The sequence below is a fragment of the Shimia sediminis genome, assembly GCF_003990645.1.
Taxonomy (GTDB): Bacteria; Pseudomonadota; Alphaproteobacteria; order Rhodobacterales; family Rhodobacteraceae; genus Shimia; species Shimia sediminis.
On sequence record NZ_RYZK01000005.1, the window covers coordinates 1 to 23,343 of the forward strand.

A 23,343-nucleotide genomic window follows, 5' to 3' on the forward strand; every position below is an offset into this window, starting at 1 on the left:
GGCTTCTCGGGATTGCGCCGATCCTGCTGGATCCAGCGGCTCAGTGTCGAGAAGCCGATCCCAAAATCGGCGGCCACTTGTTTACGCGGCAGCCCGCTCGTCAACGCTACGCGCACTGCTTCGGCGCGGAATTCCAGGGTTGGTTTCGGTGCCATGATGTCTCTCCTTTGTGGCAAAATACCAAGTCAAAGGAGCGGAACAATTCCGTGACAGCTCCATGCGATGGCTTCAACGCTTTTGCGCCCCGCCTGAAGATCACGGATTGCGATGTCGCGCCGTAGGGCATCCTTTGCGGCCTGAAACGACGTGCCATCCGCGTGTAGCCTGCGGATCAGGGTGCGCGGGGTCATGTGCATTGCGGATGCAGTCTGTGTTAAGGTCGCCGAATCCCAACCTGTCTGACCGAGATACGTGCGCACCCGCAGCGATTGGGTGTGTTTCGCGCGAAGAGGTGAAGATCCAGTCCCGGGGCGCGTTTTGCAAAAACCGGTCAAGGCCAGCGGTGCTGCGCGTCTGCACGGGACCCAGTGCATTCGGATCGAACGAGATTGCGGTGGCGGGCTGGCCAAACCGCAGCGGTGCAGGAAAGATGATCGCGTAATCCTGGTCAAACTCCGGGCGGTCAAACGCGAAATCTACGGCCTTAACCGGAACCTCGTGCCCGGCCAACCAAGACAAAAGCCCATGGGCAAGTTTGAGGATCAACATGTGGCCAAACCGCTGAAGCGGCACGTCGCCTTGTGGTTTAAGGGTCAGCACCAATGCGCTGTCAGTATCATCCAGATCAAACTGATAGTCATCCAGCAGCAAATTCCAGAAGGTCGAAAACCGGTAGAGTGCAGATGCAAGAGACGTGGCTTCCCTGACAGTGGTCAAAAGATGTTGCAGGGCCCTCGGCCGGACGGGTCTGCTTCAAAGCCCCATCATCTCATCACCGGTCTCAACTGCGGCGAGTTGATAGAGGCATACGATCTGATCCAGCGTGACGCGACCATTCGGCGAGCGCGTATCCGCGTTCAGACCGGACCGGCTAAGCAGCGACGCCATCTGCGCCTCTGGGCACAGGGCACGCAGCGCTGCCAGCCAGTCATCGACAAACTGGCTGGAAACCGTGGAAAGGATCGTTGGCGTGACATTGGTCATAACGCCTCAGGAGGTATCACCAATTCCGGTCGACATGAAATGCAGGCTTGCAGATGGCGGCTTTCGCAGATGACAGAATGTCAATGTCTCAACCAGATAACGCTCTGCTTGAACTCATTTCAGTGAGATCAGGCGACTTCGAACAGTGCTGCGGCGCCCATGCCTCCGCCGACACACATGGAGGTCACCACGTATTTTACGCCACGACGCTTTCCTTCAAGCAAAGCGTGCCCGACTTGTCTCGCGCCTGTCATGCCGTAGGGGTGGCCAATCGATATCGCACCGCCGTTCACGTTGTAGATTTCGGGATCAATCCCAAGATGGTCACGGCAATAGAGAGCCTGGCAGGCAAAGGCTTCGTTAAGCTCCCAAAGCCCAATGTCGCTTATGCGGAGACCTGCAGTCTTCAACAGCTTTGGAATGGCATAGATCGGCCCGACACCCATCTCTTCCGGTGCGTTTCCAGCGACTGCCATACCGCGATAGATGCCCAGCGGAGTGAACCCCTGCTGCTCAGCCATTTTGCCTTCCATGAGCACACAGGCCGAGGCCCCGTCAGAAAGCTGGCTTGCGTTTCCGGCGGTGATCAGGCCGCCTTCGATAACCGGGTTCAATGCCCCGAGCGTTTCGGCCGTCGTGCCCGGCCGGTTGCCTTCGTCTTGTGACAAGGTCACCTCTTCCAGGGTTTCCTCACCGGTTTCGCGGTTCTTGATGCGTTTGATCGCCGTGATCGGGACGATCTCGTCATCAAAGGCGCCAGCGGCCTGAGCCCGGGCAGTCCGACCTTGGGAAAGTGCGGCGTATTCATCCTGCACATCGCGGCTGATCCCATAGGTTCGTGCCACATTTTCGGCCGTCATCAGCATCGGCATATAGGCATGCTCGGATTGGGCAATAACGTTTGGATCTTTCTCATCGCCCGCCCATTTCAGATAAGCATTCTGCAGGGCGGAAATATTTTCCTGCCCGCCTGCCACGGCGATGGTCTGACCATCCACAATGACCTGCTTTGCAGCCGTCGCAATGGCCATCAACCCGGAGGAACATTGCCTGTCCATCGTCTGACCTGCCACTGTACTTGGCAGCCCCGCCGCCAGCGCCGACAAACGGGCGACATTCATGCCGCCTGTCCCCGCAGTCAGGACCGATCCGATGACGACATCTTCGATCGAACCGGGGTCCACGCCTGCACGTTCAACCGCGTGCTGAATGGCGTGCCCCATCATGGTAGGGGATTTGATGTTGTTCAGCGCACCCTTATAGGCAACCCCAATCGGGGTTCGGGCGGTTGAGACGATAACGGCTTCTCTCATGATGTTTCCTTTTTGGCATCAAAATGCGCGGCAAGTGTCATGCCCGAGGCTGCGAGGTCTTCCAGCAAAGGCGCAGGTGTGAACCACATCTCTCCATAAGCACCCAGCGATTGCCGGTAGTGGGTCATGCGGTCCAGAATGCGGGGCAATCCGATTTCATCGGCATAGTGCATCGGGCCGCCGCGCCAGTTGGGAAAGCCATAGCCGTTGACCCAGATCAGGTCGCAGTCACCGGGGCGCGTCGCAATGCCCTCTTCAAGGATCAAAAAGCCCTCGTTGATCAGGGGAAAAAGGCACCGTTCAAGGATTTCAAGTGCGCCGATGTCCCTGCGTTTTATGCCATGCAGGTCTGCCAAATCGGTGCTGATTTGAATAATCTCAGGGTCTTCGACCCGTGCCCGGCCCTCGTAGATATAGCTGCCACGCCCGGTTTTCTGACCCAGTCGGCCCAGTTCAAACAACCTGTCCTGCACGGCCTGGTATGTGGGGTCATGTGCGATTTCACTGCGCCGCTCCTGACGCACGCGGGCACCCACATCAACCCCGGCCAGATCCGCCATTGCGTGAATGCCCATGGCCATGCCAAAGCCTTCAAGGACGTCATCCACCTGTTTCGGCGTCGCCCCCTCAAGAAGCAGACGAGATCCTTCGCGAAAATATGGCTCCAGCATCCGGTTTCCAACAAAGCCGTAGCACACGCCAACCGTGACAGGGAGCTTTCGGATCTTCTTTGCGACCGTGAGTGCCGTTGCAATCACATCCGGAGCGGTCTTGGCGCCGCGTACCACCTCCAGCAAGCGCATGACATTTGCCGGGCTGAAGAAATGGAGGCCAATCACATCCTCCGGGCGGGAGGTGACCGCGGCAATTTCATCAACATCCAATGTCGATGTGTTCGAGGCCAGTATCGCGCCCGGTTTGGCGTGCTGGTCCAGGCTCGCGAAAATCTGGCGTTTGACAGTCATGCTTTCAAACGCCGCTTCAATGATCAGGTCGGCCTCGCCAAGGTCGCCGTAGCTGAGCGTTCCTGTGGCGTTGGCGGCGATGGCCTCTGCGCGATCAGCACTGAGCCGCCCTTTTTGGGCCGCGCGCTGGAAATGCTCGCGGACCTTTTCCAACCCCTGTTCCAGCGCAGATTGCGTGGTTTCCAGAAACGTGACCCGATACCCCGCCTGCAGAAAGGCGATGGCGATGCCGCGCCCCATTGTTCCGGCACCGATCACGGCGACCGATGCAATGTCGCGTGGTTGGTCCGCACGGGTAACGCCGGGAACCTTGGTGCATTCACGCTCTGCAAAGAACAGATGCCGGCCTGCGCGCGACTGAGGTGTGTCGAGCAGGTCAGCGAAACCTGCCTTTTCTTGTGCCAACCCCTCGGCCAGGGGCAGTTCGCACGCGGCCTCGATGGATACCAAGCAGCGTTCAGGGGCGACAAGGTTTTTGGACGTGTGCGCTATCTGGTCTCGGAAACCCGTCAGATATCCCTTGGGATCAGGGTGTGTGACGGTCATATCTGCGCAACTGCGTTTCGGTTCGCGCTCATGGCTGACACGGGTGGCGAAACCCAAAACATGTGCGCGAAAATCCTGGTTGTTCTCAAACAGCGCGTCGACCAGCCCGCAGGACAGGGCATAGTCGCCTTTCACGGGATCACCCGAAAGGATCATTTGCGTTGCCGCTTCCAGCCCGGCAATCCGTGGCAGCCTTTGGGTGCCCCCGGCACCTGGCAGCAACCCCAGCTTGATCTCTGGCAGCCCCATCACGGCATCCGGCGTGGCGACACGGTAATCACAGGCAAGCGCGATCTCCAGCGCGCCGCCCATCGCGGGGCCTGCTATCGCGGCGATAACCGGCTTTGTGCTGGTTTCAATTGTCACACACAGGTCCGGCAGGTCCGGCTTGTCCCAGACTGCCCCGGTGCGGAACTCGACGATATCAGCGCCGCCGCAAAACAGCGGCAGAGCCGAGCATAGAACGATCGTTTCGATCTGCTCGTTAGCATCCAACTCGCGAATGGCCTTCGACAACGCCTGTCGCATCTGCAAGCCGAGGGCGTTCACCGGAGGGGCATTCAGCTCAATGAAAGCGACGCCCTCGGTGTGTTCAATGGAAATCATGTTCGGAAACCTCAGTTAGGCTGCTTGGCGAGATCGTGTTCAATCTCTGCCCAGTCGTCGAAGGGGATTACGTTACAGCGTGAATGCACGTTCTCGAGCCAGACAAAGACCGAGATGAACGGCTGGTCATAGACCCGCGTGGCGTGGAGCTCGCCCGCTGCGTTCCAGATAAGTGATCCAGCCGGATAATCCTGCCAATCGCGGGTGCCAAACCGCCAACCCGATTTTTCGGACAGGTTCAGATACAGCTCTGGCGCGTCGTGGTTATGGTCCCGATACAGCGTCCGTGGACCCAGCATGAAAATGCCCAGGTTGAAATCAGGATGGTGATACCCACATGCGTCCGGCCCAATCAGCGGGGAATGCAGGTTGCACTTTGTATATCCTTCGCCCAAATCGGCACCGGGTGGATAGAATTGGGCGTTGTCTTCGCGCCAGACCAGATCGTCTTTGGCCGCTTTCAGACACCGTGCGATGTCCCGCAATTCCGGGGCGACGATCCCGGCGATGGCGTTTTTCAGAACCTCATCGTGCCGGGTTCCCTGGGGCGGTATGTCGATGAGCCTTTCATCGGACAGGTCCATGGCTGCAAGCTTTTCCAACGTCAGATCAACGCCCGTGACAACTCTGCGAGTCTGCAGATAGGCAACAATGGATTGGATGAGCGCCTGAATACGGCGTTGCTTGTCTGTCATGATTTTTGGCCCGCGCGCGTTAAAATGTCTTGCCGAACGAGCTTCTTGTCGAGCTTGCCGACGCTGGTTTTAGGAAGGTGGATGACAAAGAATATGTCGTCTGGAATGGCCCATTTTGAAATTTCGCCCGCGTCAACGCGCGACTGGATTTCCTCCATGACGCTCTGGCGCACAAGATCCGGTTCGGCATTCTCTGCGGCCTGAGCAACCAGCACCGGCCTTTCGCCCCACTTGGCATGCGGCAGGCCAATCGCGGCGACGTCCTCAACGCCGCTACAAGACGATGCTATGTTTTCCAGTGCCAGCGAGGAAATCCACTCACCGCCGGTCTTGATCACGTCCTTGAGGCGATCCGTAATCTGCAACGACCCATTCTCGCGGATATAGCCAACATCCCCGGTGTGCAGGTATCCACCATTCCACAGGTCATCTGAGGCTTGCGCGTTGTCCAGATAGCCTTGGGTCAACCACGGCGCCCGCGCAACAACTTCGCCGGTTGTCTCGCCGTCATGCGGGACGTCCTTCATATCCGGTGTCACAACACGAAGGTCGACAAGAGGGCCGGGAAAGCCGGTTTGCGCCTGCATCTCGGGGTCATTGCTGGACAAATCGGCCACCGTCAGAAACGGACAGGTTTCAGACATCCCATAGGCCGCATGCAAGGATATGCCCGTAGCCGCTGCGCGGCCTTGCAGACTTCGCGGCAAGGCGGCCCCGCCAATGATCACCTTCCATCGGCTCAGGTCAGTCTGCGCGCAGTTGGGATGGTCGAGCACCATTGACAGGACCGTGGGCACGCAATGGGAAAAGGTGACGTTTTCGTCTGCAATCAACCGCAAGAGTGTTTCAGGGTCATATCGACCGGGATAGACCTGCCGCAGCCCCAGCATCGTCGCGGCATATGGAAATCCCCAGCCGTGCACGTGAAACAAGGGCGTCAGCGGCATGTAAACGTCGCCGCGATGAAAGCCGGCGTTTCCCGGCCACGCGCCGAATCCAGCAATCAGGCCCAAGGTGTGAAGCACCAACTGCCGGTGGGAATAGCTCACCCCTTTGGGGTTGCCGGTGGTCCCGGTGGTGTAAAACAGGGTTGCCGTTTGGTTTTCATCGAAGTCCGGAAAATCAAAGCTGTCCGGGGCCTCGCTTATCCACTCTTCATATCCTTCACCGTCGCCAATCGGCACGATGATGATGTCCCGATCAAAGCCCGATTTGATGTCGTCAATCAGAGGCATGAAATCGCGGTGCACGATAATCAGATCGGGCCTGCCATGGTTGATCGTGTAAAGAACCTGCTCAGGCGATAAACGCACGTTGATCGTGAAAAGCGTCGCGCCCATCATCGGGATCGCGAAAAAACTCTCAAGATAGCGGTGTGTATCCCAATCCATGACACCGACGCGCATGCCCTGTCTTATGCCACGGGCCTTTAGAGAGTTGGCAAGCTGGCAGACGCGCGCGCCCAAGTCCGCGTAACTCAGTCGCATATCAGCGCCGCTGACGATTTCTTCGGTGGCTGACGCGCCCTGGGATCCGGCCAGCACATGCTTGATCAGCAGCGGATAACCATATGCGTTTGGCGATGGCACAAGTGACGGCATGAAGGTGGACTCTCTTAGCATCTCTGTCAGCCAATTTGGCATGCCTCACCCGGTTGAAGAATTGAAAGAAATTTCCTTTCATCAAGAAATTCTAACCGATCACCCCGCACCACGAATTGCGCGCCATCCCCCGGCAGGCTATGAAAAAGAGTATCTGAACCCTGCTAAACTCGCGCCCGCCGTCGGATACCTCTGCTTGAGAGTAGGCAGAGGTTTCATCAAGGAGATGCAGCAATGACCACGCATATGCCCACGCTGGTTTCACTACGCGCTTTTGAGGCTGTGGCACGTCACAAGAGTTTCCGTAAGGCCGCTGACGAGATTTGTGTGACCCACGCGGCCGTCAGCCACCAGGTCAAGGCACTGGAAACAACAATCGGCGTCAAACTGCTGGAACGCACGAGCCGTTCGGTCGAACTGACCCCGGCCGGCGAGCAGTATTATCCGCCGGTCCGCGAACACATCCAGGGCATTGTCAAAGCCACACAGCGCATCCAGGCCCCCGAGGAACCGGACGTGTTGCTTGTCCAGTCCTACGCCAGTTTCAACACAATGTGGCTCCAGCCCAGATTGGCCGAATTCCTTCAGGATAACCCGGACACACGTGTGCGCATCGTCTCCACCTTTGAGGATGGTGATTATGACATGCACCGGTTCGATGTGGGGGTTTTCAATGCGCCACCTTTTGACAAACGGTTCAACTACAGCCCCTTGTTCGAAACGGATATCTATCCGGTGTGCGCTCCGGAGGCCCTGCATGCGCCAAGCGGTGGGATGCCGCTGGAAGAGCTGGGAAATCACCTGTTGCTGAGTGTCCCAAGCACATGGAATGAGCCGGATGACTGGGACCGTTGGCTGGATGCGGTTGGCTTGGATCGCGAGACCATGAAGTTTGGCTCGATTTTCGACAACTACCCGCTTGTCCGCGAGGCTGTGCTGAAAAATCACGGCATCAGCGTTGCAAGGGCACCGTTTTGCACGCGTGACCTGGAAAGAGGGCGCCTGGTCAAACCGTTCGATACGTCAGTGCCAGAGCCCGGTCGCTGGTATCTGGCGACGCAAAAAGAACGTGCTCCCAACCCCAAGCTCGACACCTTTGTTGACTGGCTGTTCGAACAGATCGAGGCCGACCCAACCATGCGGTTCTTCCGGGCCTGATCTGTTGAATTTCACCTCAGCCAAAGATGCGCGTCAGGACTGACGCGCACCTGCTTCAGAGGCAACACGAGGGACAAGAGCGCGAACCAGTTCGGTCATGTCCAGTGTGCCGACCGTCTGCTCCCCATCCTTGACGATATAGGCGTGGGACGTATCCCCGCCGGACCGCGCAATCATGCTTTCGAGCGTGTCATTCACGTCCACTTCGCCATGCGCATCCTCGGGCACTTTGCCGTCGACAAGCGGGGTCATAATCGAGCGCACCCGCAGAACCCGTGCACGGTTGATGTCGCTCACAAAGTCTTCGATGTAGGGATCGTTAGGGTTCAGCAGGATATGCTGCGGTTCGCCCTGTTGCACAACAAAGCCGTCCTTCAGGATCACAAGGTGATCGGCCAGCTTCAGCGCCTCATCAAGGTCATGCGTGATGAAGATGATGGTCTTGTGCAACTCTTTTTGCAGCTCGAGAAGCAGGTCCTGCATGTCAGTCCGGATCAGCGGATCAAGGGCCGAAAAAGCCTCGTCCATCAGCATGATCGGTGTGTTTGCGGTCAGCGCCCGTGCAATGCCCACCCGCTGTTGCATGCCACCAGACAACTGCGCTGGATAATGGTTCTCGAACCCGGTCAGACCCACGCGATTCAGCCATTTCGCGGCTTCGCGATCGCAGGTGACCTCGTCTTCGCCACGCACCGACAGCGGCATACCCGCGTTTTTCAGCACGGTCTTGTGCGGCAAGAGTGCGAATTTCTGGAACACCATGGACATCTTTTCCTGACGGGCATGACGCAGCCCGTCCTCGGACAGTTGCATCACGTCCTCGCCCTGCACGATGATCTCGCCCGCGGTGGGTTCGATCAATCGGTTCAGGTGGCGGATCAGCGTGGATTTGCCCGAGCCTGACAGGCCCATGACCACTGTGATTTCGCCCGCCTGCATATCGACGTTGATGTTGTTCAGACCCAGCACGTGCCCGTGCTGCGCCAGCAACTCTTCCTTGCCCATGCCATTCTGGACATGGTGCAACACCTCCATGTCGCGGGGGCCGAAGATTTTATAGAGCCCGGAAAGGCTGACCATTGGTTGTGTCATCGAACCGGCTCCTTAGTGTTTGACTTGGGTCTTATCGACCCGTGTGAGAGCTGCTTTGGACACACGATCAAGGATCACGGCCAGCAGAACAATGCCGATACCAGCGACGATGCCCACACCCAGTTCAAGGTTTCGGATACCGCGCAGCACGTTCACGCCAAGGCCAGGGGCCGAAACAAGAGAGGCGATCACGACCATGGCAAGGCTCATCATGATGGTCTGGTTGATCCCGGCCATGATGTTCGGCAGCGCCAGCGGCAATTGCACTCGTATCAGTTTCTGGCGGTCATTCATGCCAAAGGCATTGGCCGCCTCGATCACGTCACTGTCGACAAGCCGGATGCCCAGGTCGGTCAGGCGGATCACCGGAACAATCGCGTAAAGAATGATGGCAATTCCATAAAGCTTGGACTCAGTGACAGAGAACAAGAAAATCAAAGGGATCAGGTACACAAAGGTCGGCAGCGTCTGCAGCAGGTCGAGCAACGGAACGACGCTTTTTTGCAACCGGTCGGATTTCGACATGGCAATGCCAATGGGCACACCGAACAGCACCGATATCGTCGTGCAAACAAAGATGATCGACAGGGTCTGCATCGCCACATCGTAGTGGTCGACGACAGCCAGCAGCATAATCGCGACGGCAACAAAGATCGTCACAGGGCGCGACCGCGAGGCGTACCAGGAAATCGCCACCAGAAGCGGAACCATGATGAACCACGGCGTCGCCTCAAATAGCCAAAGTGCGCCATCCAACACCCAACTCAATGGTTGTGTGATCGGATCCAGAACGGCTTTCAGGGCAGGCTTAGCTGCCAGAAACCCGTCTTCGATCCCGTTGGTGACATCACGCGACTGCCACACGCGGTTGCAGCTTTCATGCAGATTGTCAAACGAGGGAATTGGAAAGACCGGACCGGCGTCCTCTGCTCCTCCTGCTTGCGCCGCAAGGTCCGCCAGCGAAAGAGGCGCTTTGTCGTCTGACGTGCCGCACCAGTCGCTCAAACCCATGGCGCTGAATAACTTGTCATAGAAGGCCATTTATCCCACTTTCCGATCTACTTCAGTGCGTTAGGGGCATCACTGAGGATGCCCCTGTCCTAGCAGTTTACTGCAGCAATGCGGAAAGTTTGTCGCGCGCCGCATCGTTAAGCCACGCGCCCCAGACGTCCTTATAGGTCGTCAGGAAATGTACCGCACCTTCATCGTAGGAGGCGTTGTTGTCCTCGACCCATGCCAGCGTTTCGCCCATCTGTGCGTTGGTGAAGGACAGATTTGTCATCAGCTCAGAGATTTCCGCGTTTTCAGCCATGAATTCCTTGGACAGGACAGTCACCACTTCACTGCGGGGAAAGGCGCTCATTGCTGGCGTCTCGCATTCCGCTGTGATGTTGCAGGCGTGCTTTTCAGGGTGATGCGGGCCCATCTCGACCAGGGTCATCGGGTATTTGCCCAGCACCGATGTCGGCGCCCAATAAAAACCGAACCACGGCTCCTTGTTGTCGTAGGCGGCCGCGATCGACGCCGCAAGGGTTTCGCCTGATCCATGTACAAAGTTATCAATGCCTGCATCAATCAACCCGCTTGCCGTCAGCAGGTTGGTGCTGACATTCAGACAGGTCCATCCCTCGGGGCAGTTGTGAAAGCGATTTCCGACAAGTTCGGGGTTGGCTGCGATGCCCTCAATCGTTGCCAGTTCGGGATGTTTCTCCACAAGGTAGTTCGGAACAAAGAACCCTTCGACACCGCCATCTGACAGAACTTCGGTCACCGGAATGATCGCACCTGAGTCAACCAATCCTTGGTAAGCCGGCGCGCCGTTTGTCCAGATTTCGGTCAGAATATCGGGCTCTCCGGTCTCGGAAACGGATGCCAGCGCAGGGTTGCTCGAGAGCGGAACCGTGGTCACTTCGCAGCCATAGCCTTGCTCCATCAGGAACTTCGAGACCGCGGTCACAATTTGCGCTGATCCCCAATCGGCCTGCATCAGTGATACTTCACCGCAGTCGTTTGCCTGGGCCGCCGAAGCGGTGATTGCCGCAGCAAATACGCATCCCAGACCCGTTGATATCTTGAACATTTCTTTCCTCCTTGTCATCGGCGAAACGGGGGGAGAGAAACGCTCCAAACCAACTTTCGCCTTGTTCCTAGCAATGATTTGTATCGGCGTGCCACTGATCAAAGAACTGAAAAGAATTTAGGATCATGTACGAATGTTTACAGGTAGAGTGTCACACCAGGCTCGTGCAGAGTGAACTTTATTCCGACGAATACGTCTCAGATGCAAATCCCTGTGTGGCAAAAGCAGGCGAGTTTTCAGATTTCTCTAAGAGACACCATGAGGTGTCATCACACACAAGGATGCCCATTCAGGGCACGCCACTTTCATTCGAGCACGATGTTGCATTGAGACAATGCGGGCACCCTACGGTCATTTGCTTCTTTTGCGACAAATGCCCGATATGGTCTGCTTCACAAAACTCAGCAGTCACAACGGATATCACGACCGAACGCTGATTGGGCTTTCTCCACTCCCAGAAAGGTACTTGCCACCGCCCGATAGAAGCGACGCAAACTCTTTGTGGTTAGAATTGCGATTTCAACTGGTCAAATTGCAGACTGATGCTGGCGTTCACGCCAGGCAGAGGACACAGCGCGCGGTCACCCGCATTTTGAGTGCCCGCAGGAGCCGCAGGTCATGCAGCCTTCGATCATGCGCATATCGAACTGGCCGCAACTTGGGCAGGCCTTGCCACGCGGGGCTTCGCCCACGGCCATGACCTCGGCTTGCGGGTCGGTTTTGAGGCCCATGCCCTCGCCTGCGATAAAGCCGATGGTGATCATGTGACGCTCGATCACGCCACCAATCGCGGCGAGGATCGAGGGGATGTATTTGCCTTCCATCCAGGCGCCGCCGCGCGGGTCAAACACGGCTTTCAGTTCCTCGACCACAAATGACACGTCTCCGCCCCGGCGGAACACGGCGGAAATCATCCGGGTGAGCGCCAGCGTCCAGGCGTAGTGCTCCATGTTCTTGGAGTTGATGAACACTTCGAACGGGCGGCGATGGCCGTTGATGATGGTGTCATTCACCGTCAGGTAAATCGCGTGCTCGCTGTCGGGCCACTTGAGTTTATAGGTCGCGCCTTCGAGCGATTGCGGGCGTTCCAGAGGCTCGGACATGTAGATGACTTCGCCATCGGCCACGTGGTCGGCAGGCTGTTCGCCGGGGGCGGACTCCGAGGTTTCCGATACGGCGAGGACCGATCCGGTGACGTCATTCGGGCGGTAGGTGGTGCAGCCTTTGCAACCTGTGTCCCAGGCCTGCATGTAAACGTCTTTGAAGGCCTCAAAGTCGATGTCTTCGGGGCAGTTGATGGTCTTGGAAATCGAACTGTCGATCCATTTCTGCGCCGCGGCCTGCATGCGCACATGGGCGGCCGGTTCCAGCGTCTGGGCGTTGACGAAGTAGTCGGGCAGCTTTTTGTCGCCGAACTTGTCGCGCCACATCTGCACGGCGTAATCAACCACTTCTTCCTCAGTCCGCGAGCCGTCTTTTTGCAGCACCTTGCGGGTATAGGCATAGGCAAAGACCGGCTCGATCCCCGAAGACACGTTGCCCGCATAGAGGCTGATTGTGCCGGTGGGGGCGATCGAGGTCAGCAAAGCGTTGCGGATGCCGTGTTCGGCGATGGCGGCCTTGACGTCGTCGTCCATGGCGGCGACCAATCCGCCCGCCAGGTACTTGTCCTTGTCAAACAGCGGAAAAGCGCCTTTTTCCTTGGCGAGGTTGGCGGATGCCAGATAGGACGCCCGCGCGATGGCCTTCATCCAGGCTTCGGTCTGGGCGGCGGCCTCTTCGCTGCCATAGCGCAGGCCCAGCATCAAGAGCGCGTCCGCCAGTCCGGTCACGCCCAGGCCGATGCGGCGTTTGTTCTGCGCCTCTTGTGCCTGTTCAGGCAGCGGAAAGCGCGAGGCGTCAACGACATTGTCCATCATGCGCACGGCGGTGGCGACCAGATCGTCCAGTTCGCCCTGGTTCAGCGCGGCGCTTGCCTCGAACGGGTTGGAGACCAGCCGTGCGAGGTTGATGGACCCCAGAAGACAGGCACCATACGGCGGCAGGGGTTGCTCGCCGCAGGGGTTGGTGGCGGCGATGGTCTCAACATAGCTGAGGTTGTTCATCTGGTTGATGCGGTCGATGAAGATCACACCCGGTTCCGCATGATCATAGGTGTTCTGCATGATCTTGTTCCACAGATCGCGCGCGTCGACCGTGTGATAGACCTTGTCCTGGAATTTCAGCTCCCACGGACCATCGGCTTTGACCGCTTCCATGAAGGCATCCGTGACCAGCACCGACATGTTGAACATGCGCAGGCGGGCGGGGTCGGATTTGGCGGTGATAAAGGCGTCGATGTCGGGGTGGTCGCAGCGCATGGTGGCCATCATTGCACCACGGCGGCTGCCTGCGGACATGATGGTGCGGCACATGGCGTCCCAGACGTCCATGAAGCTCAAGGGGCCAGAGGCATCGGCGGCCACGCCTTTGACATCGGCGCCACGCGGGCGAATGGTCGAGAAATCATACCCGATGCCGCCGCCCTGCTGCATGGTCAGCGCGGCCTCTTTCAGCATATCGAAAATGCCGCCCATGCTGTCAGGGATGGTGCCCATAACAAAGCAGTTGAACAGGGTCACATTACGCGCCGTGCCTGCGCCTGCGGTGATGCGGCCTGCAGGCAGGTATTTGAAGTCCTCAAGAGCGTCGTAAAACCGATCTTCCCAGGCCGAGGGGTCTTTTTCGACCTTGGCCAGATCGCGTGCGATGCGCCGCCAGCTGTCCTCGACCGTGAGATCAATGGGTTTGCCGTCCGCTTGTTTGAAACGGTATTTCATGTCCCAGATGGACTCGGCAATGGGGGCGGCAAAACGGCTCATCGTGTGATTCCCAGATATCTCAGTATTTGAAAGAGGGTCCCAGACTAGCCCAGACTTGCCTGCCGGGAAACCCACACAGCGACATTTCACGGAACAAAAAACACAACTGCTTGCTGTCGGGCCACACCGGACTACAATATGAGGGGTCACCTTGGGACGAATCTGTGAGTAACCTGTGGATAAATTCATCAACCTGGTAAAGCTGTCCGTGGGATCGGAAAACGTCGACTCGATGTCCACGTGGCAAGCGACCCGGCGCGCCCAGACCGACGATGGCCTGCCCCGCCACGTGACCCGCATGTGGCCCAAGCGCGAGGCCGAGATCCTGCAAGGTGGCTCGATCTATTGGGTCATCAAGGGGGCGATCCAGTGCCGCCAGACCATCCTGCGGCTGGACGAGGTGATCGGGGCGGACGGCATTCGCCGCTGTGCCATCGTGCTTGACCCAACGGTGCATCGCACCGAAACCGCCCTGCGCCGACCGTTTCAGGGCTGGCGGTATCTGAAGCCGGAAGACAGCCCTGCGGATTTGCGTGACCAAAACGCCAGCGACACCGATCTGCCCCCGGAACTGGCCACAGCCCTGGCTGAAATTGGTGTCCGTTAGCAGAATTTTCTAGAAAATTCTGAGACTTGGAAATTCTTCTAGAAGAATTTCTTACCTGAGGGTGTCCAACAGTTTTGACAGGACCAGGCGGTCCGCGTCGCTGTAAGTCGCCACGCGGCTGCGCCACAGGGTGGCCTGCGATTTCAGGATTGGGCCGTCGCTCATGATCTTGAGGTGGTTGGCGCGCAGGGTTTCCCCGGTTGAGGTGATATCCGCAATCGCCTCGGCGGTTTCGTTCTTCACGACGCCTTCTGTTGCGCCCTGGCTGTCAACCAGTTGATAGTCCGCAACGCCGTTGTCCTGCAGGTATTCGCGCACGAGGCGGTGATACTTGGTGGCGATGCGCAGGCGGAACCCATGGCGCGCCCGGAAGGCGGCCGAGGCGGCGTCCAGATCGTCCAGCGTATCCACATCAACCCAGCAATTCGGCACGGCGAGGATCAGGTCGGCCTGACCAAAGCCAAGCAAGGCAACCTCTTCCACCTGCTGTTCCCAGCGGGCCAGCTTTTCGCGCACAAGGTCGGTTCCGGTCACGCCCAGATGAATGCGCCCCGTCGCCAGTTCGCGCGGGATTTCGCCCGCCGAGAGCAGCACCAGCTCTACCCCGTCGACGCCTTCGACCGCGCCGGCATACTCTCGATCCGATCCGGTGCGGGCGAGCGAGACGCCGCGTGCACGGAACCAGTCAAAGGTTTTGTCCATCAACCGTCCCTTGGACGGAACCCCCAGTTTGATCGTCATAGCGCGCCCTCCAGCTCGAGCAACAGGCCCGGGCGGATCACGCCGCCGACCGCCGGGATTTCCCGCCCCTGCCCCAGCACACGTGTCAAAGCATCATAGCGCCCCCCGGTTGCGACCGGTGGCAGATCTGGGCGGCCCTCGGCGTAAAAGCCAAAAACAAAGCCGTCGTAGTATTCCATCGAAGTGCGGCCATAGCTGGCCTCGAATTCAAGGGCGTCCACGTCGATCCCCTGGGCCTGCAAGGCATCCATCCGGTCCTTGAGACAGTAGACGGCCTCGGTGATGGCGGGCATGTCGACGGCAATGTCGCGCAGGTGTTCCAGCGCGTAGGGCAGTTTTTCACGCACGCCCAGCAACGCCTCGATCAGCGCGACCTCGTTGGCCGTGATCGGCGCGGCCTCGGCATCTTCTTTCAGGGCTTCGATCCGCGCGGCCACCTCGGCGTCAGAGCGCAGGCCGATGCGGGGGAAGTCATGGGTCATCGGGTCGGGCTTGGCCAGCATGGCCATACGCGCCTGGGGCGCGGGTGTGCGCCCGGAAAAGCGGTCCAGAAGCGCGCGGAAACGGCGCGGTCGCCAGATGTGGCGCAAGAGGGCATCCTTGCGGCGTTGGGTTGTGTTCAACCCCGAGACCGCGGCCATGAGGATACCGATGTCCCCGGTGGCGGCGCGCAGGTCCAGATCACCCAGACCTTTGCGGATCAGGGCAAAAACCTCGGCATCGGCGGCGGCGGGGTTCTCGCGGTCAAAGACCTCGTAGCCCACCTGAGCGTATTCGTTTGGCTTGGACGGGTCGTCCTCTTGCCGCCGGAAGACCTCGCCAGCATAGGTATAGCGGGCGGGTTCGGCGCCGTGATCCATGTGCATCTGCACCACCGGCACGGTAAAGTCCGGGCGCAGCATCTGTTCGCCGCGCAAGGCGTCCGAGGTCACATAGGCCCGGGCGCGGATGTCTTCGCCGTAGAGGTCCAGCAGCACTTCGGCAGGCTGCAAGAGCGAGGTTTCAACCGGGTTGGCCCCGGCATCTTCAAACATCGTTTTCAGCGCGGCCGCACGGGCGCGAATCTTGGCTTTCTTAGGCATCAGCTGTCCTGCCCGGCGAGGATCTCGCGCACCTTGGCCACCAGTTGGCCGCGCGGCACTTCGAACTGGCTGGGGCGTTCTTTCCATTCCTCAAGCGTGGCGCTTTCGGCGATTTTTGCGCCTAAAATCAAGTCCTTGATCTGAACAACACCATTGGCTTTCTCGTCGCCGCCTTCGATCACGGCGACCGGTGAGTTGCGCTTGTCGGCGTATTTGAGCTGGTTGCCAAAGTTCTTGGGGTTGCCAAGGTAGACCTCGGCGCGGATGCTGGCGTTGCGCAATTCGGCCACCATGGTCTGATAGTCGGCCATGCGGTCGCGGTCCATGACGGTGACAACAACGGGGCCTTCGGTGCGCCCCCCGATGCGGCCCTTTTCGCGCAGGGCAGCGAGCAGGCGATCGACGCCGATCGAGATGCCCGTGGCGGGCACGGCCTGACCGGTGAACCGTTTGACGAGATCGTCGTAGCGACCGCCCCCCGAGACCGATCCGAACTGGCGCTTGCGGCCTTTTTCGTCAAAGATTTCAAAGGTCAACTCGGCCTCGTAGACCGGGCCTGTGTAATAGCCAAGGCCGCGCACGACCGAGGGGTCAATCTCGATCCGGTCCGCGCCGTAGCCACCTGCGTCGAGCAGCTCGGCGATTTGCTCCAGCTCGGCGATGCCTTCGGCGCCAATGCCTGAGGCGCCCACGGCAGTGCGCAGGTTCTGGAAGGTCTTGGCGACGTCATCTGCCTTGGAGGTCAGAAAGGCGAGCACCGGTTCGGCCTGATCTTCGCTGAGCCCCACCCCGTCGATGAACGCGCCGGAGGCGTCAAGGCGTCCCTTGGTCAGCAGCTCGCGCACACCGGATTCGCCCACCTTGTCAAACTTGTCGATTGTTCTCAGGACGTTATCCCGCGCACCTTCGCCTTCGGGCAGGCCCATGGCTTCGAGCACGCCGTTCAGAACCTTGCGGTTGTTGACCCGCACCAGATAGTCGCCACGCGGAATGCCAACGGTCTCGAGCGTGTCCGAGAGCATGGCGCAGATCTCGGCGTCGGCGGCCATGCTGGCGGTGCCGACGGTGTCCGCATCACATTGATAAAATTGACGATATCGGCCCGGGCCCGGCTTTTCGTTGCGCCAGACGGGACCCATTGCGTAGCGGCGATAGGGCGTCGGCAGATCGTTGCGGTGCTGGGCATAGACCCGCGCCAGAGGGGCGGTCAGGTCATAGCGCAGCGCCATCCAGTCGCCCTGATCGTTGTCGTCAAACTCTTGCCAGGCAAAGACGCCTTCGTTGGGGCGATCCACGTCGGGCAGAAATTTCCCAAGCGCTTCAACGGTTTCCACGGCGCTGGATTCGAGGGCCTCGAAACCATAGCGATGATAGACCCCGGCGATCTGATGCAGCATCTGGGTGCGCTCGGTCACCTCGGTGCCGAAATAGTCGCGGAAACCCTTGGGCGTTGCTGCCTTGGGGCGGGGGGCTTTCTTCTGCTTGGCCATGGTCATGGTCCCTATGGGAATGGTGTCGCCATGGCCTTTACCCAATGCCCCGCGCGGGGGCAAGCGAACGGGTGGAATAGTCAGGTTTTAATACTGAATGCGGCAGATATACTTGTCATAGACCCAGCCGTCGGGACCGCTGTAGCTGTGGTCATCCAAACCGGATTTGACAATCACCTGACGCCACCCGCTTTCTGCGTAAGGCTCGAGAGTCAAAAGGAAAGTTCCCGGTCCGAGCGTGCGAAGCATCTGACATTTGGAGGACCCACAGCTGCGCAGGGCGAGGAAGTTGTCTCCGTTCGGATCAAGATTGCAGACCACGTAGTCTTCGCCGGAATAGGCCAGCGCAGATCCTGCGAGGATCATGGAAAGGGCGGCGATGGGGGCAAGATGTTTGAGGCGCATGCCGGTCTCCTCTGCTGATGTTTGCAAAAGGAGTCTACCGGTTTGCGGCGCAGTTCCATATGACCTGGCGCAACATGACTCGTCGTCAAGCCGTTGAAATCGCTTATCTAAATGTCCGAGAAATCCCCACCTCGCCCCTTGCCGCTGGCAAAGCGCGCAGCCCCGGCGGCGCCTTCGGCGAGGAAGGTCTGGAACGAGCGCCATTCGCGTTTGAGGGCGGTGGCCAGTTCGGCGCCGGAGGGCTGGGCCGACAGGTGGTCAGCCCGCAGGCAGGCCTGGGGGAACTGAGTGAGAGCGTTGGCGATTTCCACTGCGGTTTCAAGGGCTTGACCCTCTGGAACAACACGATCCGCAAGGCCCATGCGATAGGCGTCTTCGGCGCCGACGGGGCGTCCGGTGAGGATCATGTCATTGGCCCGCCCCTGCCCCAGGATACGTGGCAGGCGGATGGTGCCGCCGTCGATCAGGGGCACGCCCCAGCGGCGGCAGAAAACGCCGAATGTGGCCGCCTCGGAGGCCACGCGCATGTCGCACCACGCGGCGAGTTCGAGGCCTCCGGCGACGGCGTAGCCCTCGACTGCGGCGATCACGGGTTTGGACAGCATGAGGCGCGAGGGGCCCATGGGGCCGGGCATGGGATCAGTGCACGCGTCGCTCCAAGTATCTGGAATCATGACGTTTTTGATCCAATCCTGACCCTCATCCGTGGCGGCGGATTTGAGGTCGTAGCCCGCGCAGAAATGGCCGTCTGCGCCGGTGAGGATGGCCACGTCAACCGTGTCGTCAGCGTCAAACGCGCGAAAGGCGTCATAGAGCGCGCGTGCAGTTTCAGGGTTCACGGCATTGCGGGCAAACGCGCGATTGATGGTGACAATACGCGTGCGATCGCGGGTCTCAAGGGTGATGGTCATGCGGTCTCCTTTGATAGGGAAGCGTCGCAAAGCCAAGAAAACAAGGCAAGTTCGACGCGACGTCGCTTGACCCGCCTCTCTTGCGAGCCTAAGGGAGCATCATGGAAAAACTGGAAGAACAGATCGCGCATTTGACGCGCACCGTCGAGGACCTGTCCGATGTCGTGGCCCGTCAGGACGCGGAAATCGCGACGCTGACACGGCGGGTGCATATGCTGATGGAGCGCGAAGCCAGCCGCGAGTCGGAAGGCAGTGGCGGGATTGTTGTCGGGGACGAACGGCCACCGCATTACTAGGCGATTTGGCCAAAATACCCATGTTGTACAACATTTTTTGGGGTGTTTACCCATGTTGTACAACTTGGAGAGTCCGGTTTTGGCAAGAAATCCTTAAGGATTTGCGGCAACGTGCGGCGGGGTGAATCCCGCCCTACCCCGGCGTTCGGGGGACACACAAAACCTTAGAACTCTTCAATGGCCATCACCCCTTCGAGCGATTTGATCGCACCTTTGATCTGGGGGTTTACCGGGCATTCGATGCCAAGATCCATTTCAACCTCGCCCGGCAGGTCGCCGTGCATCAGGCAGAACATGACGGGGCCTTTGGGTCCGAGTTTCACGGTCTCGATGCTTTGCTGCAGCACATTGGCGACGGGCATCACGGCGGTGATGTCTTCGACGTAGATCTTGAGACCGGAGGACCCGGCGTCGGCGACCACGGCATCGATGGGGGCCATGGATTTGGCGAGCAGTTTCAGCTGGTCGGATTCCATCGTCGCCTCGACCGTGACAACCACCTTGGAGCCGGTCTCGAGATAGTCGCGGCATTTTTCGAGGGTTTCGGAAAAGATGGTGACCTCGTAGGCACCGGTGGGGTCGGAAAGCTGGGCAAAGGCAAAGCGGTTGCCGCGGTTGGATTTGCGTTCCTGACGGCCCGAGACGCGGCCTGCGATCTTGACCACACAAGGCCCCATGCGGGCCTGTTCGGTGACCTCATCCAGAGTCAGCACCTTTTTGCGTTTGAGCGCGGCCATGTAATCCTCGAGCGGGTGGCCGGAGAGGAAAAAGCCGATGGCCTTGGCCTCTTCGTCGAGCTTTTCAGCGGGCAGCCAGTCGGCGACGGGCGAAAGGCGCGGTTCGGGCAGGTCGTCACCGGCCTCGCCAAAGAGCGACACCTGATTGGAGGCTTTCTGTTCGTGGATGGCAGCGGAATAGCCGACCAGCGCATCGAGGCTTTCCAAGACGCGGCGGCGGTTCTTGTCCAATTCGTCAAAGGCACCGGAGCGGGCGAGCATTTCCAGCGGGCGTTTGCCAACGCGTTTCAGGTCAACCCGGCGGGCCATGTCAAAGAGCGTGGCAAAGGGTTTGTCCTTGCCATCCACTTTGCGGCCTTCGGTCACGAGGTTCATCGCCTCGACGCCGACGTTTTTCAGCGCGCCGAGACCGTAGACCAGCGCGCCCTCGACCACTTTGAAGGTGGCATCAGAGCGGTTCACGCAAGGGGGCACATAGGGCAGCGCGAGGTGTTTTTTGACCTCTTCGAAATAGACCGCAAGCTTGTCGGTGAGGTGGATATCGCAGTTCATCACGCCTGCCATGAATTCGACCGGGTGGTTGGCTTTCAGCCATGCGGTCTGATAGCTGACCACCGCATAGGCCGCAGCGTGGGATTTGTTGAAGCCGTAGTTGGCGAATTTCTCCAGGAGGTCGAAAACCTCGGAGGCCTTTTTCTTGTCGACCCCGTTTTCCATCGCGCCCTTTTCGAATTTCGGGCGTTCCTTGGCCATTTCCTCGGCGATCTTTTTACCCATGGCGCGGCGCAACAGGTCAGCACCACCAAGGCTGTAGCCCGCCATGACCTGTGCGATCTGCATCACCTGTTCCTGATAGACGATGATGCCCTGGGTTTCCTCGAGGATGTGGTCGATCAGCGGGTGCACCGAGGTGATGTCCTTGATGCCGTTCTTGACCTCGCAATAGGTCGGGATGTTCTCCATCGGGCCGGGGCGATAGAGGGCGACGAGGGCGACGATGTCCTCGATACAGGTGGGTTTCATGCGCTTCAGCGCGTCCATCATGCCGGTGGATTCCACCTGGAACACGGCGACGGTTTTGGCGGCGGAGTAGAGTTTGTAGGTGAGGTCGTCATCCAGCGGGATGGCGTTGATCTCGTTCACCGCACCTTCGGTTGGGTCGTAGAGTTGCGTGCCGTCGGCGGTGATGTGGATGTCGCGGCCCGAGGCGAGGATCTGTTCGATGGCGTTCTGGATCACGGTGAGGGTTTTCAGGCCGAGGAAGTCGAATTTCACCAGCCCCGCCTGTTCGACCCATTTCATGTTGAACTGGGTGGCGGGCATGTCCGAGCGCGGATCCTGATAGAGCGGCACCAGCGCATCAAGCGGACGGTCGCCGATCACCACACCAGCGGCGTGGGTCGAAGCGTTCCTGAGGAGGCCCTCGACCTGCTGGCCATAGGTCAACAGGCGGTCCACCACCTCTTCGCTGCGGGCCTCTTCGCGCAGGCGGGGTTCTTCTTTCAGCGCATCAACGATGGACATCGGTTTGACGCCTTCGACGGGGATCAGTTTTGAAAGGCGGTCGACCTGGCCATAGGGCATTTGCAGCACGCGGCCAATGTCGCGCACGGCGGCCTTGGACAGGAGCGCGCCGAAGGTGATGATCTGACCGACCTTGTCGCGGCCGTATTTTTCCTGAACATAGCGGATCACCTCTTCGCGGCGATCCATGCAAAAGTCGATGTCGAAGTCGGGCATGGAGACCCGTTCGGGGTTGAGGAACCGTTCGAACAGCAGGGAATAGCGCAAGGGGTCAAGGTCGGTGATCAAAAGCGCATAGGCCACGAGGCTGCCTGCCCCCGAGCCCCGGCCCGGCCCCACTGGGATGCCCTTTTCCTTGGCCCATTTGATAAAGTCGGCCACGATCAGGAAGTAGCCGGGAAAGCCCATGCCCTCGATGATGCCCAGCTCAAAATCAAGCCGTGCCTTGTAGTCCTCGACGCTGACGGCGTGGGGGATCATCGACAGGCGATAGTCCAGCCCCTCTTCGGCCTGACGGCGCAGTTCGGTGACTTCGTCGTCGGCGAATTTCGGCAGGATCGGATCGCGGCGATAGGCCATAAAGGCGCAGCGTCTGGCGATCTCGACCGTGTTTTCCAGCGCCTCGGGGAGGTCGGCAAAGAGGGTGATCATCTCGGCTTGGGTTTTGAAGTAATGCTGCGGGGTCAGGCGGCGGCGGCCGTCCTGTTGGTCGACATAGGCGCCCTCGGCGATGCAGATCAGGGCATCATGCGCCTCGAACATCTCGGTCTTGGGGAAATAGACGTCGTTGGTGGCGACGATGGGGATGTCCATCGCATAGGCCATCTCGAGAAACGGGCGTTCGGTGAGACGTTCGGCCTGGGGTTGGCCAGTCTCGCCGGGGTGGCGTTGCAGCTCGATATACAGCCGGTCGCCAAAGATGGCATGGAAGCGCTGCATCATCGCCTGCGCGGCGGCGTGCTGGCCGTTTTGCAAGAGCCGCCCCATGGGGCCGTCGGGGCCGCCGGTGAGGCAGATGAGGCCGTCAGAATGGGCGGCAAGTTCGTCAATCGAGACCTGTGGCAACTGCCCGCCCGCATCGACATAAAGGCAGGACGACAGCTTCATCAGGTTCTCATAGCCCTCTTCGCGCTGGCTGAGCAGCACCACAGGGGCAGGTGCCGGGGGCTGGGTGCGCCCCGAGGGGTCGTCATGCGGCATGGTGATATCGACCTGACAGCCGATGATGGGCTGCACCCCTGCCCCGCTGGCGGTCACTGAGAACTCAAGGGCCGCAAACATGTTGTTGGTGTCGGTGATGGCGACGGCGGGCATGTCATTGTCGGCGCACATTCCGGGCAGCTTCTTGACGCGCAGGGCGCCTTCGAGAAGCGAATACTCGGTGTGGGTACGCAGATGAATGAATCGGGGTTGGGTGGTCATGGGGGCAAGCTAGCGCAGCGCAGGGCGGAGGTCACGGGGGATTGCGACGCGCTGGTGTAGGTCGGACA

At 59.4% G+C, this 23,343-nt stretch carries 21 protein-coding genes; 4 read left to right on the top strand and 17 right to left on the bottom strand.

Translation table 11 applies throughout. The features are described from left to right. The 7 genes from EK369_RS12035 to EK369_RS12060 form a co-directional block, all read right to left on the bottom strand. Window positions 1-155 (bottom strand): helix-turn-helix domain-containing protein (locus EK369_RS12035; RefSeq protein WP_164726976.1); only part of this gene is annotated, 155 nt, incomplete at its 3' end. Between the two features lie 100 nt (window positions 156-255). Further along, a complete protein-coding gene (locus EK369_RS12040; RefSeq protein WP_306461214.1) occupies window positions 256-876 on the bottom strand; it encodes an AraC family transcriptional regulator ligand-binding domain-containing protein in 621 nt (206 codons plus the stop codon). 36 nt (window positions 877-912) lie between these two features. Then, a complete protein-coding gene (locus EK369_RS22345; protein ID WP_306461215.1) occupies window positions 913-1,143 on the bottom strand; it encodes a hypothetical protein in 231 nt (76 codons plus the stop codon). Between the two features lie 128 nt (window positions 1,144-1,271). Next, window positions 1,272-2,456, bottom strand: coding sequence for an acetyl-CoA C-acyltransferase (locus EK369_RS12045; RefSeq protein WP_127114511.1), 1,185 nt, complete (start codon window positions 2,454-2,456; stop codon window positions 1,272-1,274). Continuing rightward, a complete protein-coding gene (locus tag EK369_RS12050; protein WP_127114512.1) occupies window positions 2,453-4,573 on the bottom strand; it encodes a 3-hydroxyacyl-CoA dehydrogenase NAD-binding domain-containing protein in 2,121 nt (706 codons plus the stop codon). The genes EK369_RS12045 and EK369_RS12050 overlap by 4 nt, the downstream gene beginning before the upstream one ends. 11 nt (window positions 4,574-4,584) lie before the next feature. Then, a complete protein-coding gene (locus EK369_RS12055) occupies window positions 4,585-5,268 on the bottom strand; it encodes a dimethylsulfonioproprionate lyase family protein (protein ID WP_127114513.1) in 684 nt (227 codons plus the stop codon). Continuing rightward, window positions 5,265-6,869, bottom strand: coding sequence for a fatty acid--CoA ligase (locus tag EK369_RS12060; protein WP_127114514.1), 1,605 nt, complete (start codon window positions 6,867-6,869; stop codon window positions 5,265-5,267). Before EK369_RS12060 ends, EK369_RS12055 begins: the two co-directional genes overlap by 4 nt. On the opposite strand from EK369_RS12060, the gene EK369_RS12065 reads away from it, so the two are divergent. Beyond that, window positions 6,868-7,107, top strand: coding sequence for a hypothetical protein (locus tag EK369_RS12065; RefSeq protein WP_127114515.1), 240 nt, complete (start codon window positions 6,868-6,870; stop codon window positions 7,105-7,107). The two genes, EK369_RS12060 and EK369_RS12065, sit on opposite strands and share 2 nt — an antisense overlap. Further along, window positions 7,104-8,027: a LysR substrate-binding domain-containing protein gene (locus EK369_RS12070; RefSeq protein ID WP_127114516.1), complete on the top strand. Its 924-nt coding sequence runs from the start codon at window positions 7,104-7,106 to the stop codon at window positions 8,025-8,027. Before EK369_RS12065 ends, EK369_RS12070 begins: the two co-directional genes overlap by 4 nt. A gap of 33 nt (window positions 8,028-8,060) precedes the next feature. Here EK369_RS12070 and EK369_RS12075 read toward each other — a convergent pair whose 3' ends face one another. From EK369_RS12075 to EK369_RS12090, 4 genes are all read right to left on the bottom strand, one after another. Continuing rightward, the gene (locus EK369_RS12075; RefSeq protein WP_127114517.1) at window positions 8,061-9,119 is read right to left on the bottom strand and encodes a quaternary amine ABC transporter ATP-binding protein; all 1,059 of its coding nucleotides are present in this window, start codon (window positions 9,117-9,119) and stop codon (window positions 8,061-8,063) included. 12 nt (window positions 9,120-9,131) lie between these two features. Further along, window positions 9,132-10,160: an ABC transporter permease gene (locus EK369_RS12080; RefSeq protein ID WP_127114518.1), complete on the bottom strand. Its 1,029-nt coding sequence runs from the start codon at window positions 10,158-10,160 to the stop codon at window positions 9,132-9,134. A gap of 67 nt (window positions 10,161-10,227) precedes the next feature. After that, entirely contained in the window at window positions 10,228-11,199 is a 972-nt protein-coding gene (locus EK369_RS12085; protein ID WP_127114519.1) for an ABC transporter substrate-binding protein, read from the bottom strand. 581 nt (window positions 11,200-11,780) lie between these two features. Further along, on the bottom strand, window positions 11,781-14,060 hold the full coding sequence (locus tag EK369_RS12090; protein WP_127114520.1) for an adenosylcobalamin-dependent ribonucleoside-diphosphate reductase: 2,280 nt from the start codon (window positions 14,058-14,060) through the stop codon (window positions 11,781-11,783). 175 nt (window positions 14,061-14,235) lie between these two features. On the opposite strand from EK369_RS12090, the gene EK369_RS12095 reads away from it, so the two are divergent. Next, a complete protein-coding gene (locus EK369_RS12095) occupies window positions 14,236-14,667 on the top strand; it encodes a DUF1489 family protein (RefSeq protein WP_127114521.1) in 432 nt (143 codons plus the stop codon). A gap of 51 nt (window positions 14,668-14,718) precedes the next feature. Here EK369_RS12095 and hisG read toward each other — a convergent pair whose 3' ends face one another. The 5 genes from hisG to EK369_RS12120 all read right to left on the bottom strand — a co-directional run bounded on the left by hisG (window position 14,719) and on the right by EK369_RS12120 (window position 19,296). Next, window positions 14,719-15,408: an ATP phosphoribosyltransferase gene (gene hisG, locus EK369_RS12100; RefSeq protein WP_127114522.1), complete on the bottom strand. Its 690-nt coding sequence runs from the start codon at window positions 15,406-15,408 to the stop codon at window positions 14,719-14,721. Continuing rightward, on the bottom strand, window positions 15,405-16,490 hold the full coding sequence (locus tag EK369_RS12105) for an ATP phosphoribosyltransferase regulatory subunit (protein ID WP_127114523.1): 1,086 nt from the start codon (window positions 16,488-16,490) through the stop codon (window positions 15,405-15,407). Before EK369_RS12105 ends, hisG begins: the two co-directional genes overlap by 4 nt. Then, the gene (gene hisS, locus EK369_RS12110; protein WP_127114524.1) at window positions 16,490-17,980 is read right to left on the bottom strand and encodes a histidine--tRNA ligase; all 1,491 of its coding nucleotides are present in this window, start codon (window positions 17,978-17,980) and stop codon (window positions 16,490-16,492) included. The genes EK369_RS12105 and hisS overlap by 1 nt, the downstream gene beginning before the upstream one ends. 87 nt (window positions 17,981-18,067) lie before the next feature. Then, entirely contained in the window at window positions 18,068-18,385 is a 318-nt protein-coding gene (locus EK369_RS12115) for a hypothetical protein (RefSeq protein WP_127114525.1), read from the bottom strand. Between the two features lie 107 nt (window positions 18,386-18,492). Beyond that, on the bottom strand, window positions 18,493-19,296 hold the full coding sequence (locus EK369_RS12120; protein ID WP_127114526.1) for a crotonase/enoyl-CoA hydratase family protein: 804 nt from the start codon (window positions 19,294-19,296) through the stop codon (window positions 18,493-18,495). A gap of 101 nt (window positions 19,297-19,397) precedes the next feature. Here EK369_RS12120 and EK369_RS12125 point away from each other — a divergent pair, with 101 nt between their 5' ends. Beyond that, entirely contained in the window at window positions 19,398-19,592 is a 195-nt protein-coding gene (locus tag EK369_RS12125; protein WP_127114527.1) for a SlyX family protein, read from the top strand. Between the two features lie 164 nt (window positions 19,593-19,756). Here EK369_RS12125 and dnaE read toward each other — a convergent pair whose 3' ends face one another. Beyond that, entirely contained in the window at window positions 19,757-23,275 is a 3,519-nt protein-coding gene (gene dnaE / locus EK369_RS12130; protein ID WP_127114528.1) for a DNA polymerase III subunit alpha, read from the bottom strand. Window positions 23,276-23,343 lie beyond the last annotated feature (68 nt).